At 52.9% G+C, this 16901-nt stretch carries 15 protein-coding genes; 9 read left to right on the plus strand and 6 right to left on the minus strand.

Going from position 1 to position 16901, the window contains the following annotated elements; all coding sequences use genetic code 11:
* Positions 1–48 precede the first annotated feature (48 nt).
* Complete coding sequence (locus tag AC0VXT_RS02290) at positions 49–1392, plus strand: hypothetical protein (RefSeq protein WP_475547332.1); 1344 nt, start codon at positions 49–51, stop codon at positions 1390–1392.
* 29 nt (positions 1393–1421) lie between these two features.
* Here AC0VXT_RS02290 and AC0VXT_RS02295 read toward each other — a convergent pair whose 3' ends face one another.
* From AC0VXT_RS02295 to AC0VXT_RS02305, 3 genes are all read right to left on the minus strand, one after another.
* Positions 1422–2048 (minus strand): c-type cytochrome, encoded by a 627-nt coding sequence (locus AC0VXT_RS02295; RefSeq protein WP_475547333.1) that lies wholly within the window; start codon positions 2046–2048, stop codon positions 1422–1424.
* Entirely contained in the window at positions 2048–3301 is a 1254-nt protein-coding gene (locus tag AC0VXT_RS02300) for a PQQ-dependent sugar dehydrogenase (protein WP_475547334.1), read from the minus strand. The genes AC0VXT_RS02295 and AC0VXT_RS02300 overlap by 1 nt, the downstream gene beginning before the upstream one ends.
* A gap of 142 nt (positions 3302–3443) precedes the next feature.
* Complete coding sequence (locus AC0VXT_RS02305) at positions 3444–3740, minus strand: BolA family protein (RefSeq protein ID WP_475547335.1); 297 nt, start codon at positions 3738–3740, stop codon at positions 3444–3446.
* Between the two features lie 160 nt (positions 3741–3900).
* Here AC0VXT_RS02305 and AC0VXT_RS02310 point away from each other — a divergent pair, with 160 nt between their 5' ends.
* The 4 genes from AC0VXT_RS02310 to gluQRS all read left to right on the plus strand — a co-directional run bounded on the left by AC0VXT_RS02310 (position 3901) and on the right by gluQRS (position 8605).
* Complete coding sequence (locus AC0VXT_RS02310; RefSeq protein WP_022731561.1) at positions 3901–4551, plus strand: J domain-containing protein; 651 nt, start codon at positions 3901–3903, stop codon at positions 4549–4551.
* A gap of 192 nt (positions 4552–4743) precedes the next feature.
* Positions 4744–5751: a cobaltochelatase subunit CobS gene (gene cobS, locus AC0VXT_RS02315; protein WP_475547336.1), complete on the plus strand. Its 1008-nt coding sequence runs from the start codon at positions 4744–4746 to the stop codon at positions 5749–5751.
* A gap of 59 nt (positions 5752–5810) precedes the next feature.
* Positions 5811–7739, plus strand: coding sequence for a cobaltochelatase subunit CobT (gene cobT, locus AC0VXT_RS02320; protein WP_475548557.1), 1929 nt, complete (start codon positions 5811–5813; stop codon positions 7737–7739).
* Positions 7740–7765: 26 nt separating this feature from the next.
* A complete protein-coding gene (gene gluQRS / locus AC0VXT_RS02325; protein WP_475547337.1) occupies positions 7766–8605 on the plus strand; it encodes a tRNA glutamyl-Q(34) synthetase GluQRS in 840 nt (279 codons plus the stop codon).
* A gap of 12 nt (positions 8606–8617) precedes the next feature.
* Here the strand turns inward: gluQRS and AC0VXT_RS02330 are convergent, their stop codons facing one another.
* The gene (locus AC0VXT_RS02330; protein WP_475547338.1) at positions 8618–9544 is read right to left on the minus strand and encodes a LysR family transcriptional regulator; all 927 of its coding nucleotides are present in this window, start codon (positions 9542–9544) and stop codon (positions 8618–8620) included.
* Between the two features lie 100 nt (positions 9545–9644).
* Between AC0VXT_RS02330 and AC0VXT_RS02335 the strand changes: the two genes are divergently transcribed.
* Entirely contained in the window at positions 9645–10247 is a 603-nt protein-coding gene (locus AC0VXT_RS02335) for a short chain dehydrogenase (protein ID WP_475547339.1), read from the plus strand.
* 223 nt (positions 10248–10470) lie between these two features.
* On the plus strand, positions 10471–12537 hold the full coding sequence (locus tag AC0VXT_RS02340) for a putative bifunctional diguanylate cyclase/phosphodiesterase (protein WP_475547340.1): 2067 nt from the start codon (positions 10471–10473) through the stop codon (positions 12535–12537).
* An 89-nt stretch (positions 12538–12626) separates the two neighbouring features.
* Here the strand turns inward: AC0VXT_RS02340 and AC0VXT_RS02345 are convergent, their stop codons facing one another.
* Complete coding sequence (locus tag AC0VXT_RS02345) at positions 12627–12815, minus strand: hypothetical protein (protein ID WP_101302953.1); 189 nt, start codon at positions 12813–12815, stop codon at positions 12627–12629.
* 437 nt (positions 12816–13252) lie between these two features.
* On the opposite strand from AC0VXT_RS02345, the gene rpmB reads away from it, so the two are divergent.
* Positions 13253–13546 (plus strand): 50S ribosomal protein L28, encoded by a 294-nt coding sequence (gene rpmB / locus AC0VXT_RS02350; protein ID WP_022731553.1) that lies wholly within the window; start codon positions 13253–13255, stop codon positions 13544–13546.
* Positions 13547–13922: 376 nt separating this feature from the next.
* The gene (locus tag AC0VXT_RS02355; RefSeq protein ID WP_102784332.1) at positions 13923–14489 is read left to right on the plus strand and encodes an HNH endonuclease; all 567 of its coding nucleotides are present in this window, start codon (positions 13923–13925) and stop codon (positions 14487–14489) included.
* 87 nt (positions 14490–14576) lie between these two features.
* Here the strand turns inward: AC0VXT_RS02355 and AC0VXT_RS02360 are convergent, their stop codons facing one another.
* The gene (locus AC0VXT_RS02360) at positions 14577–16757 is read right to left on the minus strand and encodes a TonB-dependent receptor (protein ID WP_475547341.1); all 2181 of its coding nucleotides are present in this window, start codon (positions 16755–16757) and stop codon (positions 14577–14579) included.
* Between the last annotated feature and the right edge of the window lie 144 nt (positions 16758–16901).

The raw sequence follows: 16901 nt of genomic DNA on the forward strand, positions 1-16901 counted from the left end.
GCGTTTATCAGGCGACCAATGATGTCTTCGCGATGCAGAAAAGAACCCATGTTGCCTAGCGATACAGGTTTGCGCGATATGTTCGTGCGCGGGATGCTGACGGTGTTGTTGGGCTGCGGGGTAGCTGGTGTTGGTAACGCCTCGCTAGCATCGGCACAAGAACTTGCCTTGCCTGTCGTAGAAGTCGGCCAGACGACTGGCGACGGCATGGATACGTTTTTGATCCTGCAAACCAACCTTCAACCACCGTATCAGGAATTACAGGACGGTATGCTAAGCGGTTATTCCATTGCCGTGCTTAACTGTGCCTTTGATCGGATTGGCATTGGATATGGGCTTGCGGTTGCCCCGCGCCTGAGAAACCGTGAAATGGTCAGAAGCGGCAGGGCCGATGGCTTTTTCCTTGCCCGCCTTAGCACGTTTATGGACGAATATGCTGTGCCGTCCCATCCACTGGCACTGGAAAAGTGGGTCTGGATCTCCAAACGGGCGGAGGCCGATGAGCCCCGTTCTGGCCTGCGTAACAAACCGGGGGATATGTCTGCGGTTGGTGCCATCCTTGGATCGAATGAAGCCGAATGGCTTTTGGAAGAAGGCTACGCTGATATTAACCGTGCGCCATCATTCTCGTCATTGGTTTCCCAAGTGATGGCAGGCCATGTGGATTATGCGCTGGTTGATAAACAAAGTTTCGAAGCTGCCCGCACTGAGCTTGGCTTAGGGTCGGAAAATTTCGAACTGCGCTTTGAACGCTATGCACCGTTGGTCGTTTATTTTTCAAAAGTGTATCTGCAAAAATTCCCCAATATGTTGAATGATCTCAACGACAATCTGGAATTTTGTGAAACCGTTCCGATGAATCTGGAGCCATGGGAAAGGGCGGCGATTGAACGCGATCAATTGCCATCAATAGAAAAACTGGCGGGCGCATCGGAGCTGATCATAAAAATTCGCACCGAACTGGATGGTGCAACCTACGACACAGAAACCCGTAAACTGCTTGATGTTGAATGGATCGCCAAAGTCCGCAACGGTGACATCAGTCTTGCGGCGTCCAACATCTTGGAAAACGATTTGTCGCAATATTTGCGGAAATTCCAACAGGCATCGGGTGGTCATGTCGCGGAAGCCTTTGTTTTCAATCTTCGTGGCGAAGTGATCGGCATGAACCGGGTGACGTCTGATTTTGATCAGTCAGACGAGACGAAATTCCAAATGACCGATAACCTAAATCGCGGCCATGCCCAGATTGATGACATCCTTTTTGATGGCTCGACCCGTTCTTTCCTGTCGCAGATTACCGTTCCTGTAATTGATCCGGATACCGGCAACGTCATGGCGGCACTCACCGTTGGTTTGGATGTGTCCGCCGCATTGCGCCCCGAAAGCTAAACTTCCCGGTCTACGCTGTTGGCGGTGATTTATTTCCCCGACGGATCAGTGATCTTGATGTCGATCTGGCTATACCAGTCTGATGCCTGCTGCATTTCGGCGTCTGTCAGATCTTTGGCAATCGGGGTCATGACGTCATGTGTGCGCTTACCGGTCCGGAATGCCTTGATCTGGGTTTCGATGTAAATGTTGGTTTCCCCGGCCAAATTGGGGGCATCGGGCAAATCCGAAATACCGGTTGCGCCATGACAGCCAACACATAGCTCCGGTGCGTCGTCTTCTGTCTTGCCTGCAGGTAAGGTGGTCACAACGTCAAAATGATTGAACCATGTTGCGACATCCCTGATTTGGTCGTCGGATAATCCGCGCGCAACCACAGTCATCATTTCATGTTCGCGTTCGCCGCTTTTGAACGCGTGCAATTGCGCCATCAGATAGTCAACGGTTTCCCCGCCAATATGTGGTGCAATCGGAATGCGGGCCTTGCCATCCAGCCCGTGACAGGTTCGGCACATGCCCGCAACCTTACGGCCATCCTTCAAGTCACCGGTGATTTGGTTGGCGGTGGCGTCAGGGGCGGGGACGTCGGTGTTTTGGGCGAATAGAACCCCGGCGGGCAAAAGCCCGCCGAGGAGTGCGATCATTAGAATACGCATCAATTACCCTCATACCAGATGCGATACAGTGCACCGGCAAGATCATCTGAGACAATGATCGAACCATCGCGCAGTTGGGCGACATCTACCGGACGGCCGAGATATTCGTCATTCTCGTCAATCCAGCCTTCGGCAAAGGGTTCGATGCTGGCGTTTCCTTCGGCATCAATAAAGGTCACCATCACACGCGCACCGACCGGTGTCGTGCGGTTCCATGACCCGTGCTGGGCCGAGAATATGGCGTTCTTGTATTTGGCCGGAAACATCTTGCCCGTATAGAAGCTCATGCCAAGGTCGGCGGCATGGGCAACGGTTTCGACCGCGGGCATCACGACGTCATAGGGGACGTCCTGTCCGGCATATTCATTGGTACGGACATCGCCGCCGCCATACCATGGATGGCCAAAGTGCTGGCCAGCGGCAGTTTGATGGTTGATTTCGCCGGGCGGAATTTCATCGCCCATGCCATCGACCTGATTATCGGTCCACCACAATTCGCCGGTTTGCGGGTGAAAATCATGACCAACGGAGTTGCGCACCCCGTAAGTATACACTTCACGCTCGGTACCATCGGTATTGATGCGGATGATACCGCCGATCCCGTGGTCGCGATACAGATCAAGTTTTTCAGGTGGAGACACGTTGAACGGCTGACCGAGCGAGATATAAAGTTTCCCGTCCGGACCTATTTTGCAAACACGTGCGGTGTGATTGTAGCTTTCTTCTGCTGGCGGGATGAGATCGCCTTGTTTTACGACATTAAATGCTGCGACGTCCGGGCTTTCATAGAAAAATTCCGCAGCCGGGAACGTCAGGACGCGGTTCTGCTCGGCGATATACAGCATGCCGTCAGGTGAGAAACATGGACCGTTCGGGATGGCAAAACGAAGGGATGGGGCAAAATCCTTCACCTCGTCAGCAACGCGGTCCTTGTTGCGGTCGGTGACCGACCAGACCTTGTCTTTGCGGGTGCCAACAAAGACAACAACCCCTTGTGGGCCAACGGCAATATGGCGGGCGTCGGGAACAATGGCATAGAGACCAATCTTGAACCCGGGCGGCAATGTGATGCCTTCAAGGGTCTTTTTGATCCCGGCGGCATAGTCGCCACCCTGTTCAATGACGGTGAATTCTGTCGTTCCGGTTGATTGGAAGTTGGATAGTTTTTCGAGATTGTCCGGCGCAGGTGCTTGCGCATGTGCGGTACCGGATAAGACAAGGGCAATGGTCGCCCCGATAAGGCGCTTGTTCATTACATAGTCCTCCCGTTTAAAACAGATACCATTGACCGGTATCTGTGCCACGCCTGCAATGGTTGCAGGCGTGGCTTGTTCTTAAAGCAATGCGCTTAAACGGGAGGATCGTCTAGGTTGATTTCACAATGTGGAAATCTCCTTATGTGTTTCTTTGTGCCGCTACTGCTTCGTACTCGGCCGAGGTCATGGTTTTCAGGGCGAGCGCATGGACCCGGTCCTTGAGAAGCTCGTCAAGGGCGCTATAAACAAGTCGCTGACGGCTGACACGGTTTTCCCCATCAAATTTGTCAGAGACAACCAGAACTGAAAAATGGGACTCGCCGCGCGGGTCTGCACCCGAATGACCGGCATGTTTCGACGAATCGTCGATGATTTCGAGTTTGGCCGGTGTAAATTCTTTGGTCAGGATGTCACGGATCTGATTGGCGACCTGCATGATAAGAGCCTCTATTTCCATTGGATGTTTGCAGATCACTGCAAAAAACGAAACGTAGGGTGACGTTCTGTCATGCGACGGCAGTTTTTCAAGCCTTTTATCGCATTTAATCGAACCGTATGATATTGCGAGCAGCGATATCCAGAACATATAGACGCACATGAACCGAGGACACCGCAACAAGCGCAGAACACTTTACCATGACGAACCGGTCTTGCCCGAATGCGATTGGCCAGACTGTGACGGTCATGGGGAATTTCGTGCGCCCAAAGATCGCAAGCTGAGTGAGTATTATCAGTTCTGCCTCGAGCATGTGCGCGAATACAACAAATCCTGGAACTACTATGCCGGCATGAAGGCCGAAGATATTGAAAGTGACATGCGCCGTGATACGCACTGGCAGCGCCCCACTTGGCAGTTCGGTCACATTCGCGGGTCCAAAAAGCCGTTCAATTTCAAATTCCGGGACGGGTTCGGCTTTTTTAACGAAGACGGCGATCAAACCCATCATGGTCCCGGGGCCGATGACCGGGCGCGCGCAGAGCAAAAACGCAAAAGCGAAGAAGCTCAGCGCCGTGCAGGGGCGCTTGGCATGCCATCCGAACAACAACAGGCCATGGCGACGCTTGATCTTGGCTGGCCGTTCACCCGTGATGAGCTGAAAACCAAGTATAAGGCCCTGTCAAAGAAGTATCACCCGGACGCAAATGGCGGGGATAAAGTGGCAGAGGAGCGGTTTAAAATGATCAGTGCGGCTTATTCGTCCTTGATGAGCTATATCCGCGATCTTGAATCGCGTGTTTCACTTTGATCCTGAGTGGATTTTTGTTAAATCCGATTGTCGAACCGGCCCGTAGGATGGCTTATCGATTAATCCTTTTGCGGTAATAGAGATTTTTTGCGCATCTTCCCTTTGTGTGATGCGACTTAGCCGCTATTAATGAGCAAGTTTAATGAAACGACCGCGCCACCAGCGTCGGTCCAAGATAATGCGCGAGTACTTATGAGCCAAGGTTACGAAGCGACAGGTGCAGCAGCCGAACATCCGCTGGATACGCCTGATACCACCATTTCCGTCCGTGATACGTTCGGGATTGATGCCGATATGGACGTCCCTGCCTTTAGCCAGGGCAGCGAACATGTGCCGGCGATTGATCCGACCTATCGGTTTGACCGCGATACCACATTGGCGATTTTGGCGGGCTTTGCCCACAATCGCCGTGTGATGATCCAAGGGTATCACGGCACGGGTAAATCGACCCATATCGAACAGGTGGCGGCACGCTTGAACTGGCCGTGTGTACGCGTGAACCTTGATAGCCATATCAGCCGTATTGACCTGATCGGTAAGGACGCAATTGTTTTGCGGGATGGCAAACAGGTTACCGAATTCCGCGAGGGCATCTTGCCGTGGGCGCTTAAACGCCCGGTCGCGATGGTGTTTGATGAATATGATGCGGGTCGCCCGGATGTGATGTTTGTCATCCAGCGTGTTTTGGAAGTTGACGGTAAATTGACACTGCTTGATCAGAACAAGGTCATCCATCCGCATTCACACTTCCGCCTGTTCGCAACCTCGAACACGGTTGGCCTTGGTGATACCACGGGCCTTTACCACGGTACCCAGCAGATCAACCAGGCGCAGATGGACCGTTGGTCGGTTGTTGCGACCCTGAACTATCTGTCGGTCGAAGATGAAACCAACATCATCGCCGCCAAGGTGCCTGATTTTGACACACCAGAAGGCCGTTCGAAAATCGAAGCCATGGTTGCGCTTGCCAACCTGACACGGCACGGGTTTGTTGCGGGTGATATTTCAACCGTGATGAGCCCGCGTACTGTGATCACCCTTGCGGAAAACACCAAGATCTTCGGTGATATATCTTATGCCTTCCGCGTAACGTTCCTGAACCGTTGCGATGAAGTCGAACGTCCGATCCTGGCTGAATACTATCAACGGTGCTTTGGCGAAGAACTGCCCGAAGAAGCCATTAATGTGATGGTTCGTTAAGCAGCGATCCCATGGCATTAAAGCAGATCGGCGAGTTGGTTCCCAAGGCGGGTGAGACAATGAAAAATGATGAGGCTCTTTCCGGGTTTTTGCGCGGCACGGCGGCGACGTTTCGCGCGCTTGCCGGGCGTAATGATCTGGAAGTAGGCTTTGTCAAAGGTGGTCGGCCTGGCGGATATGGTGAACACGTCCGCTTGCCAATGCCCAAGCAAGCCCTGCCAAAGGGCGAGGTCGCTGATTTACGCGGTGTTGCAGATGGCTGGGCGCTTAAAATGCGCCATCATGATGCGGCATTGCACGCCCGGCGTATGCCCGAAACCGCCGAAGCACAGGCTGTGTACGACGCACTTGAAACTGCGCGCTGCGAAGCGGTTGGGTCGCGGTATTTTCCCGGTGTGCGTAAAAACCTGCATGAACATTTCGAACAGGATTGTCACGCCAAAGGATATCACCGGCTGACGGCACGCGAAGATGCACCGTTTGCCGATGCCATCGGCATGCTGGCCCGTGAGGTATTTACGGGTGAAAAAGCCCCTGAATCAGCACAGCCACTGATTGATCTGTGGCGGTCGCATATCGAAGACAAGGCAGGGGCCGACCTTGGCGATCTGCGCGATGTTCTTGATGATCAGGACGCTTTTGCGCGCAGCATGCGCCGTTTGCTCGATCATTTGTCGCTTGAAGATGACCTTGGCGATGATTCCCCGCCTGATCAGGATAGCGAGGATGACGGGGAACAAGGTGGCGAAAACGATCCTGATCAGGAGGATCTGGAAAGCCAGGGCGGCCAGCAGGGGCAGAACGACGATTCTGAACCCGATGGCAGTGATGATCAGCAGGACGCTGGCACCGAAGACGCCGAAGCTGGCGAAGGAGATATCGACGATCAACAGCTTGAAGCCATGTCGCAGGAAGAACAGCCTGCCGGACCGGGTGAACAACCTGAGTTCGATGGTCGCAATGAGCCGCTTGAACGTGGGTATGAGCCGTTCACGCGAGAGTTCGATGAAATCGTCACGGCTGATGAGCTGTGCGAAGGGCTGGAACTTTCCCGTCTGCGGGCCATGCTTGATAAGCAACTGGCGAATTTGCAAAACGTGGTGTCACGTTTGGCCAACCGGTTGCAGCGCCGCCTGATGGCGCAGCAAAACCGTGGCTGGGACTTTGATCTTGAAGAAGGCATTCTTGACGCTGCCAAGCTGGCCCGGATTGTCTCGACTCCATCCACATCCCTGTCGTTCAAGCAGGAACAGGATACCGATTTCCGCGATACGGTTGTCACGCTTCTGATTGATAATTCCGGCTCGATGCGCGGTCGTCCGATTACGATTGCGGCCCTTTCTGCCGATATTCTTGCCCGTACGCTGGAGCGCTGCGGGGTGAAGGTCGAAATTCTCGGTTTCACCACCCGTCAGTGGAAAGGTGGGCAGTCGCGTGAACGCTGGGTCGAGCAGGACAAGCCGCCAAAACCGGGGCGTCTCAATGATCTGCGTCATATCATCTATAAGGCGGCCGATACGCCGTGGCGTCGTGCGCGCAAGAACCTTGGCTTGATGCTGCGCGAAGGGTTGCTTAAGGAAAACATCGATGGCGAGGCGCTTCTGTGGGCGCATGAACGCTTGCTCGGCCGGTCTGAACAACGCCGGATCATGATGGTGATTTCCGACGGTGCGCCGGTCGATGATTCCACCCTGTCGGTCAATTCAGGCAATTACCTTGAACGACATTTACGCGAAGTCATCGACTGGATCGAAACCAAGTCACCGGTTGAACTGATGGCGATCGGGATTGGCCATGATGTCACACGTTATTACCAGCGTGCCGTGACCATCAACGACCCCGAGGAACTGGGTGGCGCGATGCTGCGCGAACTCTCCGATCTGTTCGATGAAAAAGGTGCGCGCCAGCCCAAACGTCCAATCCGCCACGTTCCGGCTGATACCGGGCAGGCGCGTGACCGTGCCGCAGGTGATCGCGACCGCTGGTAAATTTCTTGGGGGACGGTGCTGACGCTATGACAGCAATTACCCGATTTGCGCCAAGCCCAACTGGCTATTTGCACCTTGGTCATGCGGCATCGGCACTGTTTTCGTTCAAACAGTCCGGGCCACATGGCCGGTTCCTGTTGCGGATTGAAGACATCGATCAAACCCGTTGCCGGCCAGAATATCTTGATGCGATTTATCAGGACCTCGCGTGGCTGGGGCTTGAATGGGAAGAACCCGTTCGTGTGCAATCAGATCATTTTTCGGATTATCAAAACGTTCTTGATCGCCTGACGGATATGGGACTGCTGTATCCGTGTTTCTGCACGCGTAAAGACATTCAGGCGGAAGTGGCCCAGATTGGTAATGCCCCGCATGGACCGGATGGGGCGCTCTATCCGGGAACCTGTCGCGCCTGTTCTGCCAAAGAACGTCGTGACCGTATCGCCGCAGGTGAAAGTTATGCCCTGCGTTTGGATATGACGGCAGCAGTTGGCCGGGTTGGTCGGGAACTGTTCTGGTTTGACCGTGCGGCGGGGCGTCAGATTGCTACACCGGAAATTTTCGGCGATGTTGTCCTCGCCCGCAAAGAGACTCCGACCAGCTATCATTTGTCGGTGACCCACGATGACCATTTGCAGGGCATCAGCCTTGTTACCCGTGGTGAGGACCTGTTCTTTGCCAGCCATCTGCATCGGTTGCTGCAAGAAGTTCTGGGCTATGACGTGCCGGAATATCACCACCATGGCCTTCTGACCGGGCCGGATGGCAAACGATTTGCCAAACGGGATAAATCCAAAACCCTGCGGTCCATGCGTGAAGATGGGCTTGAACCGTCAGATATTATCGCGATGACCGATCAGGTTTAAGCAAAACGGCCTTTAGGTGCTGTTTGGCCCATTGGTTTCCAGAAGGTCAGGGCGTTCGGTAAACCAGTTTCGAATGAAATCAATCATCAGCCTGTTCTTGACCGGAAGGTTGCCCTGATAAGCATACACAAGGTAGATCGGTCGCAAGGGGGAACGATAGTCCTCCAGAGCGGTTTCAAGCCGCCCGGCGTGGATTTCAGGCATCGCGACATAGCGCGGCAGGCGGGCAACACCCAGCCCCTGCACGGTGGCAGTTCGGATAAGTGGATAGTGGTTTAACCGCAAGTTACCCTGTGCAGTGATCGACTGCGGACCACTTTGAGAAAAGAACACCCATTTCCGGTCCTTATAATATTGAAAGTTGACCAGACAATTATGATCCGAAAGATCATCGGGCGTTTGCGGTTTGGTGTGTTGTTGCCAATATGCCGGACTGGCGCAGACCAGTTCGGATAGCTGGCCCAGCGGGATGGCAACCTGATCGGGATCGTTGGTGAGTCCGGCGCGAAGGGCGATATCAATGTGTGACGCCTGCAAGTCGCGGAACGTGTTTTCCAGTTCCATTTCGATCTGGATGCGGGGATGGATCTTTTGAAATTCGACAATAATGTCTTGTAAGAACATCTCGCCAAACGATACCGGCACCGTGATGCGCACGCTGCCAACCGGTTCACCGCGCAGTGCTTCGACCGCTTCAAACGCGGCATCGGCACTTTGGGTGATGTTCTGACAATAGGTCAGAAAAGTCCCCCCGATTTCGGTCAGTTCGAGTTTGCGGGTGGAGCGAAACAGCAATTGTGCACCCAGCACATCCTCAAGCCGTTTGACATGTTGACTGATCAGCCCTTTGGACACGCCGGTTGCACGGGCGGCATCGGTAAAGCTGCCCTGTTCAATCACCGCAGCAAAGCTGCGCATTTCGCTAAGATAATCTTTCATTGTTTAATATACTAAACAATGTGTTCGAAAATTGCCAGATTATCGACCGAACTGTTTTGTGAAATCCTTCATTCATTGGAAATTCGACATATGGAGACAGATGATGAAGGTACTATTGATCGGGGCATCGGGGATCATCGGCAAAGGCGTTGATACCGAACTGTCCGCACGCCATGATATTATTCGTGCATCGCGCAACAGCGGCGATGTGACAGTTGACCTCAAAGACACGGCATCGATCCGTGCGATGTTTGAAAAAGTCGGTGCGGTTGATGCAGTGGTGTCAACAACCGGCAAAGTCCATTTCGGAGACCTTGCCGACATGGACGAGGAAAAATACCGTATCGGGATTGATGACAAATTATTCGGGCAGGTCAATCTTGTGCTGATTGGCCGGGATTATGTTGCCGAGACCGCATCTTTCACCCTGACCACCGGTATTTTGTCCCGTGATCCGATCCGCTATGGCAGTTCGGCATCAATGGTCAATGGTGCAATCGAGTCCTTTGTCAAAGCCACGGCAATTGAAATGAAGCCGGGCCAGCGTATCAACGCGGTCAGTCCGGGTGTGATCCTTGAGGCGATGGAAGGTTATGCTCCTTATTTCCGTGGGCATGATCCGGTCCCAGCCGCCCGTGCGGCACTGGGGTATGCCAAGTCTGTTGAAGGACTTCAGACCGGCCAGGTGTTTGAAATCTTCTGATTATTGATTGGGTTCAGACCCTAATTACCCCCGAACAGTTGCGCGACAGCGGGGCTATTCGGGGTTTCTTCATGAATGAAATCAAAACCTTGTGACTTTTGGTGGGAAGTCGCTATTTCCGCTCTTTTTACGCGTGCGTTGTTTGTATATTCGTTCTGGCTTGATTTAGTACCTATGTATAGGATCATAGATACGTACGATGAAGCAGAGGCGAAAAGTACTGATGGATCAAAAAGCCACCAGTTTGGTCAAAAGGTTCGCAAAGCGCTTTGTCGATCCGGATGTCGGTCACGAAGCAGATAAAGATCTGATCGGCAAGGTGCGCCGGGATCAGCTTGATCTTGCATATCGCAATAGCTGGGCGAACATTCTGGTCAACCTTGCCGCAGGGGCAGGGCTCTTGGTGATGTTCTGGGTGCAGGGCGAAGTTGTTCTTAACACCTTGCTCTGGTTCGCCGCCGTTCTGGCCGTGTGTCTTGTGCGTTTATGGTCAGGTTTCCGGTACTATAAGGTACGTCAGAAAACGCCTGAACTTGATGATCGGGATTATAGACACTGGTATCAAGAATATGTTGCCGGTGTGTTGATTGCTGTTGTGCTGTGGGCGGTGATTGGGGTTCTGCAAATCCCCAATGTACGCAGCGAAAGCCAGTTTTTGACTCTGATTATTTTTTCCGGTCTTGCGGGTGGTGCCACCGGCATACTTGCGCCGATTTTCATTGTCGGACGGGTATATCTGGTCATTTTGTTGCTCCCTCCAGCCATTCTTTTGCTCGCGATGTCGGGGCTCAATTACATTTTGGCCATTTTGGCGATCATATTCCTGTTCGTCATGCTGTTTACCCATCGTAACAACCATGTCGTTCTGTTTCGGTCCCTGATCCTCCATCACCGCAACGAGGGGCTGGTCGAAGATTTACGGCACAAGAACCGCATTACCGAAGACTGGAATGCCAAGCTTGAGGCCCGTGTGGCACAGCGTACGGAGGAACTCCGCAATCTGGTGGTCCACGATACGTTAACGGGGCTTTTGAATCGTGACGGAATTGTCGAATGGTTTGACGAGGTCTGTGGCCGGGGAGGGGATCTTGATTTTGCCGTTCTGTTTATTGACCTTGATCATTTCAAACAAATCAATGACGGGCTAAGCCACGCAATCGGCGATGAAGTGCTTCGCGTCGTTGGTGCGCGGTTGCGTCAGTTTGGTGGGCCACAACATGCGGTTGGCCGTTGGGGTGGGGATGAATTCCTGATGGTGCTGGCGGCCCCGATTGATGATCTTCACTCGCTGGTTATGGCAACCATCAAAAAGACCCGTGACTCGGTCAATCAACCTATCAATATTTCCGGTCATACCCTGCATGTTGGTTTTAGCACCGGTGTTGCCTTTGCCTCCGGCCATAATCCGGGCATTTCCGAGTTGATCCACTGGGCTGATCTGGCTGCTGCCGAGGTCAAGCGCGAAGGCCGCGGCAACGTCCATAACTATGACAGTACGCTTCTGCTTGAACAGGAACGGCGTTTGAGCATCAATCAGGCGCTCCGTCGGGCTGTGCAGGGAAATGAGTTCTATCTTGCATATCAACCCGTGGTCAGGGCGAAGGACGGCGCCATCACCTCGTATGAGGTGCTGCTTCGTTGGAACAGTGCTGAGCTTGGGACCATCACGCCGGATGAGTTTATTCCAATTGCCGAAGAATCGGCTCAGATCGTCGGGATCGGTGAGTGGGTGTTGCGGGAAGCCTGTGCGACGCTTAACAGCTGGCAGGACATTTCACCGACAACCAAGGTGGCGGTCAACGTCTCCATACGTCAGATCGTTGTGCCAAACTTTGCACGGATGGTCGAAGGTATCCTGCGTGAAACAGGACTTCCGGCAAACCGTTTGATTCTTGAAGTCACGGAATCCATTTTTGACCAACGTCAGATCATGCTGATTGCCGATGTTTTATCGGTTCTTCATGACATGGGTATTGAAGTTCACATTGACGATTTCGGAACGGGGTATTCCTCCTTGTCGCGGTTGCATCAAATCCGGGTCGATGCGGTCAAGATTGATAAGTCCTTTGTTCTAAAAATGGATGAAAATGCCCGCGTGGTGATTGAAGGCGCTATTCTGATTGCGCATCGGTTTGGTCTTAACGTCATTGCCGAGGGTGTCGAAACCGATCAGCAGCGCGCAGAACTGGCCAGCATGGGTGTTGATGCCTATCAGGGGTATTTCTTCGCTCGCCCAGCCAAGGGCCCTTGTTTAGATCCGCACTGGCAAGCTAAGAAGTCATCAGTCTAGGTTCTGACTCTAAGGCGTCTGTAGAACGCAAAACGGCCTGCCATGATTTATGGCAGGCCGTTTTTGTGTCGTGCGCTAAGTGCGCGGTGCTAGCGGCTGAAATCAAACAGGACGACAAAGACAACGGGCACGAGTGCCAGTGCGACATAAATCCAGGCCGATGCGATCGGTATGCCGAAATGGGCCAGAACAAAGCCAACCAGATACAAGACCAGCCCGATAACCGCGACCAGCAGAATTCCCAAAAGGGGAAGGGACACATTGCTATCTGTTTTCATTTCGCACCTTGCTTTGAAAGATAATCTTGAATTCTGTGAGGATAAAGCTATCAGCACATGCACGTCGTTACTTTGATCCGTGTCAATTTCCAGTCGGGCCCCGGCGACCTGCGATGTCCGACTTTATATATATGCTTTCGGGCGGGAGAATCGGTATGTGCGGGCATCCAATTCGGTCGATTTCCCCTAAAAACATGGCTGTGATATTGTCGCGCTGGTTTGAAAAGAGGCTGATTCCTTGCGGTTGAGTTGGGGAAAATACGGCCCATACCCAAAATTGGTGGCAAAACACACCAGATCGGCGTTTTTGTCGCGTAATTGCGTTGATGAAGGCTTGACGGCATTGGTCAGAGGCGGTAATAACCCGGCTCCAAGCGCGGGCCTGCGTGTTCAGGCCAAGCGTCCTTTTGCGAATTTATAGACCAGGAGATCAGGTCATGGCACGTCGCTGCCCGGTATCCGGCAAAGGCGTTTTGGTCGGCATGAATGTGAGCCACGCCCACAATCGTACCAAACGTCGTTTCCTCCCGAACCTGCAGCCGACTTCGCTGCTTAGCGAGTCGCTCGGTCGTTCGGTGCGTATGCGTCTGACCACCAATGCTGTCCGCACCATCGAAAAACGTGGTGGTCTGGATGCGTTTTTGCTCAGCACTGCAAATGCAAAGCTTCCGGCTGATTTGGTGAAAATCAAACGCCAGGTTGCCAAAGCTGTTGAAGCAAAAGCTGCCTAATCAGGCTTCTGCTTTACGCATAGATTTTACGAGGGCTCGCTTCTGGCGGGCCCTTCGTTTTTTCTGAATATATCTGGCTTGGGTTTAAGCTGCATGAATTGCTGCACCATCATGGATGGGCGGCTTTTTTTGTGGCTGCGATATCCGTGCTGTCGTCTGGCTTTTCTTGGCTTGAGCCGGTGTGCGAACACGTAAACGCGACTCGGCGGAACACGGTCTTTGCGCTTTTGTAAAATTGGTTTATACTTTGCTCTATCAGTGGTTTATGTGGCCGCGTCGCGCTAGGTTGTGGAACGTCACGATATCTTCATCTTCCAAGATTCCCGAACCTGCTAAATAAAGGAAGCGACTCGGTAAACACGGTGGAGCGAATGGTATGCATTTATCGCCCAATGTGTGTCCTGCACTAGTTCTTAACGCCGATTTCCGGCCGTTGAGTTACTTCCCGCTGTCTCTATGGTCCTGGCAGGATACGCTCAAGGCGGTCTTTCTTGATCGCGTTAATGTTCTCTCGGAATATGATCGCGAAGTTCATTCGCCATCCTTCACAATGAAGCTTCCCAGCGTTATCTCGCTCAAGGAATATGTTCCGCTTAAAAGCAGTCCGGCCTTCACACGATTTAACGTGTTCTTACGTGATCAGTTTTCCTGTCAGTACTGCAACGATCGTCTGCCGACCAATGAGCTGACATTTGATCATGTCATTCCGCGGTCACGTGGGGGACGTACCAACTGGGAAAACATCGTCACGGCCTGTTCGACATGTAACCTGTTTAAAGGCAGCCGATCGGTGCGCGAGGCAGGCCTGCGACTGCGCAGGACGCCGGGACAGCCCACGATGCACGAACTCCAGCATACAGGACGCCGTTTCCCGCCAAACTATCTTCATGAAAGTTGGCGGGATTTTTTATACTGGGATACCGAACTGGAATACGATTTCTGATCGCATTGCCAACACAAGCAAAAAGCCGGCGGAGAGTTCCGTCGGCTTTTTGCTTTTTAGTCTTCTCGGTTCGAAAACTTCAACTGATTAGAAATCCGCCGTCAGCGAGAAAGTCGCGGTAAGTGGCTTGCCCACGGTCATATAAGAGGTTTCCGTACTGGCGGTTTCCCAATAGTCATTATCAGTCAGGTTTTCGATATTGGCTCGGAACGTAACCGGGTAGTCATAAAGTTCGGTCACATAGCGTGCGCTCATATCAAACCGCGTCCAGGACGGGATTTCCACCGTGTTGCCGGAATTGACGTATTGCGAGGCGGTATGGATCAGACGACCACCCACCGTTGCACCATCAAGGAAGGGTAGGTTATATTCCGCACCAAGGGTTACTTGATACTCCGGAACACCAGGTGCCGTATTGCCGTTATTGGTGCCGTCCTCGGTTTTGGTCAGTTCGGCGTCGATAAAGGTGATACCACCTAAGATCCGCGTACCAACTATCGGTTCACCAAAGGCCGTCAGCTCAAGACCACGGTTACGCTGTTCCCCGTCAGTGGTATAGACGTCGCTGGAGTTCAGGAAGGCCGACGGCTTTTCAGCCTGGAACAGGGCAATGCCGCCGCCAAAGGTGCCGAAGTCGAACTTTGCACCAATTTCCATCTGTTCAGTCTTGTAAGGGGCAAGAGTTTCGCCGCGGTTGGTGGCTGCTGCTTCAGTAACGGTCTTGCCTGCCGATAGGCCTTCAATGTAGTTAGCATACAAGGAAATCTGATCCGTGACATTGCCAACAATGCCCGCCATCGGTGAGTTGGCCGACGAGTCATAGTTGGAGTTCTTCGCGCCGGTTGAGCTGTCATAACCGCGCGATTTGACATTCTGACGGCGCACACCACCGGTCAGGTGGATGCTGTCATCCATAAAGCTTAGGGTATCAGACAGGAAATAGCTGGTCAGTATGTTGTGTGAACTGACTTTTGCGTCTCCGGCATCGCCAAAGACGACTGTTGATGGACCGCTATTATAGATGTTGCCAGCAACCGCGGTGCCGAAATTCCAGCTCGTCCGGACTTCCTGCCACATGGCTGTGGTTCCGGCATTGATTTCGTGCTTGACCGAGCCTGTTTCAAATTCCTGACGGATACCTGCAACGCCAGTGAAGTCATCTCGTTGATAAACAGATGCAAAGCTTCCAAAGTTGCCGGAACCATCAAGTCCGGTCAAGGTGACCGAAGAATAGTCACTGTCCTCGTCGGTATTGTGTGCGCCAATTGCGGTGTAAAGCATCGAGCTGTCGGTTGCATCATACTCAAAGCGCAACTGGGCGAACTTGTCCTCAAGATCACTAAATGAGCCATCCACGGCGAAGTTGTGCGAACCGGACGGTGCATCGATAATCGATGTCAGATTGTTTGCCCTGACGGTCGGGCGACCTTCTTCAACGTGTAGTTTGTTAATCGCAGCATCAAATGTGATCCGGGTGTCGTCACCGCGAAAATCTAGGGCGACTGAGCCAAGCGATGTTTCGCGATCTTCATCCTCGATGGAGGATTCACCGGCCCGGTGCATGATGTTGGTGCGCACGCCAAACTGATCATCAGCGCCAAAGCGACGGCCAAAATCAAAATGACCGCCAAATTCACTGGTTGCACCATAGCTTCCGGTGAAGCTGGTTACCGGATCATCACCGGCGCGTTTGGGAACAAGGTTGATGTTGCCCCCCAAACCACCAGAAGACGGTGCCATGCCATTCAAAAAGCCTGATGCCCCTTTGATGACTTCAATACGATCAAACATTTCAAGCGCGACCGATTGGCGCGGTGCCGTGCCGTAAAGTCCGTCAATAGAGACATCATCAGCCGTCAGATCAAAGCCACGAATGGTGAAACGGTTGGCAAAGGTGCCAAATCCGTTGGTGTTGACGACCGACGGGTCGTTATCCATGACATCGGAGATATCGCGCGCCTGCTGGTTCTTGATCAACTCGCTGGTATAGCCGGTTGCAGCAATCGGTGTATCCATGATGTCCTTGTTGCCAAAGGCGCCAAGTCGGGTACCTGTGGCAACCTGTCCACCGGCATAGACCGGCGGGGTTGGATCGCCGGCCTCGAGCACGGCTTCGCCTTCGATGATGAGTGCTTCGGTGGTTTCGCCGTCGCTTGCTGTCGCGTCATCTGCGGACTGCGCCAGTGCATAATTCGGGGCGGCAAAAATAAGCGCGACTGCAGTGCCGAGCATTAGGGTCGAAGACAGTTTCTGTCGTGTAAAACGCATTTGGCAATTCCCTGTGTCGGTTGTCTTTTACGACGACCAGCTTGGCGGGAACCTGCGGGTCATCTTCCATGATGGCCTTTCGGTATCACGTCAGAGGGGTGTGAATATTGAACTGGATTTGGGTGTATTGAACGAATTTTGGTT

The organism is Thalassospira sp. Z349TD_5 (assembly GCF_056173045.1).

Bases quoted from the DNA above. Each gene is read 5' to 3' on its own strand.
- AC0VXT_RS02290 (WP_475547332.1), top strand. From the start codon at position 49: ATGTTGCCTAGCGATACAGGTTTGCGCGATATGTTCGTGCGCGGGATG.
- AC0VXT_RS02295 (WP_475547333.1), bottom strand. From the start codon at position 2,048: ATGCGTATTCTAATGATCGCACTCCTCGGCGGGCTTTTGCCCGCCGGG.
- AC0VXT_RS02300 (WP_475547334.1), bottom strand. From the start codon at position 3,301: ATGAACAAGCGCCTTATCGGGGCGACCATTGCCCTTGTCTTATCCGGT.
- AC0VXT_RS02305 (WP_475547335.1), bottom strand. From the start codon at position 3,740: ATGCAGGTCGCCAATCAGATCCGTGACATCCTGACCAAAGAATTTACA.
- AC0VXT_RS02310 (WP_022731561.1), top strand. From the start codon at position 3,901: ATGAACCGAGGACACCGCAACAAGCGCAGAACACTTTACCATGACGAA.
- cobS (WP_475547336.1), top strand. From the start codon at position 4,744: ATGAGCCAAGGTTACGAAGCGACAGGTGCAGCAGCCGAACATCCGCTG.
- cobT (WP_475548557.1), top strand. From the start codon at position 5,811: ATGAAAAATGATGAGGCTCTTTCCGGGTTTTTGCGCGGCACGGCGGCG.
- gluQRS (WP_475547337.1), top strand. From the start codon at position 7,766: ATGACAGCAATTACCCGATTTGCGCCAAGCCCAACTGGCTATTTGCAC.
- AC0VXT_RS02330 (WP_475547338.1), bottom strand. From the start codon at position 9,544: ATGAAAGATTATCTTAGCGAAATGCGCAGCTTTGCTGCGGTGATTGAA.
- AC0VXT_RS02335 (WP_475547339.1), top strand. From the start codon at position 9,645: ATGATGAAGGTACTATTGATCGGGGCATCGGGGATCATCGGCAAAGGC.
- AC0VXT_RS02340 (WP_475547340.1), top strand. From the start codon at position 10,471: ATGGATCAAAAAGCCACCAGTTTGGTCAAAAGGTTCGCAAAGCGCTTT.
- AC0VXT_RS02345 (WP_101302953.1), bottom strand. From the start codon at position 12,815: ATGAAAACAGATAGCAATGTGTCCCTTCCCCTTTTGGGAATTCTGCTG.
- rpmB (WP_022731553.1), top strand. From the start codon at position 13,253: ATGGCACGTCGCTGCCCGGTATCCGGCAAAGGCGTTTTGGTCGGCATG.
- AC0VXT_RS02355 (WP_102784332.1), top strand. From the start codon at position 13,923: ATGCATTTATCGCCCAATGTGTGTCCTGCACTAGTTCTTAACGCCGAT.
- AC0VXT_RS02360 (WP_475547341.1), bottom strand. From the start codon at position 16,757: ATGCGTTTTACACGACAGAAACTGTCTTCGACCCTAATGCTCGGCACT.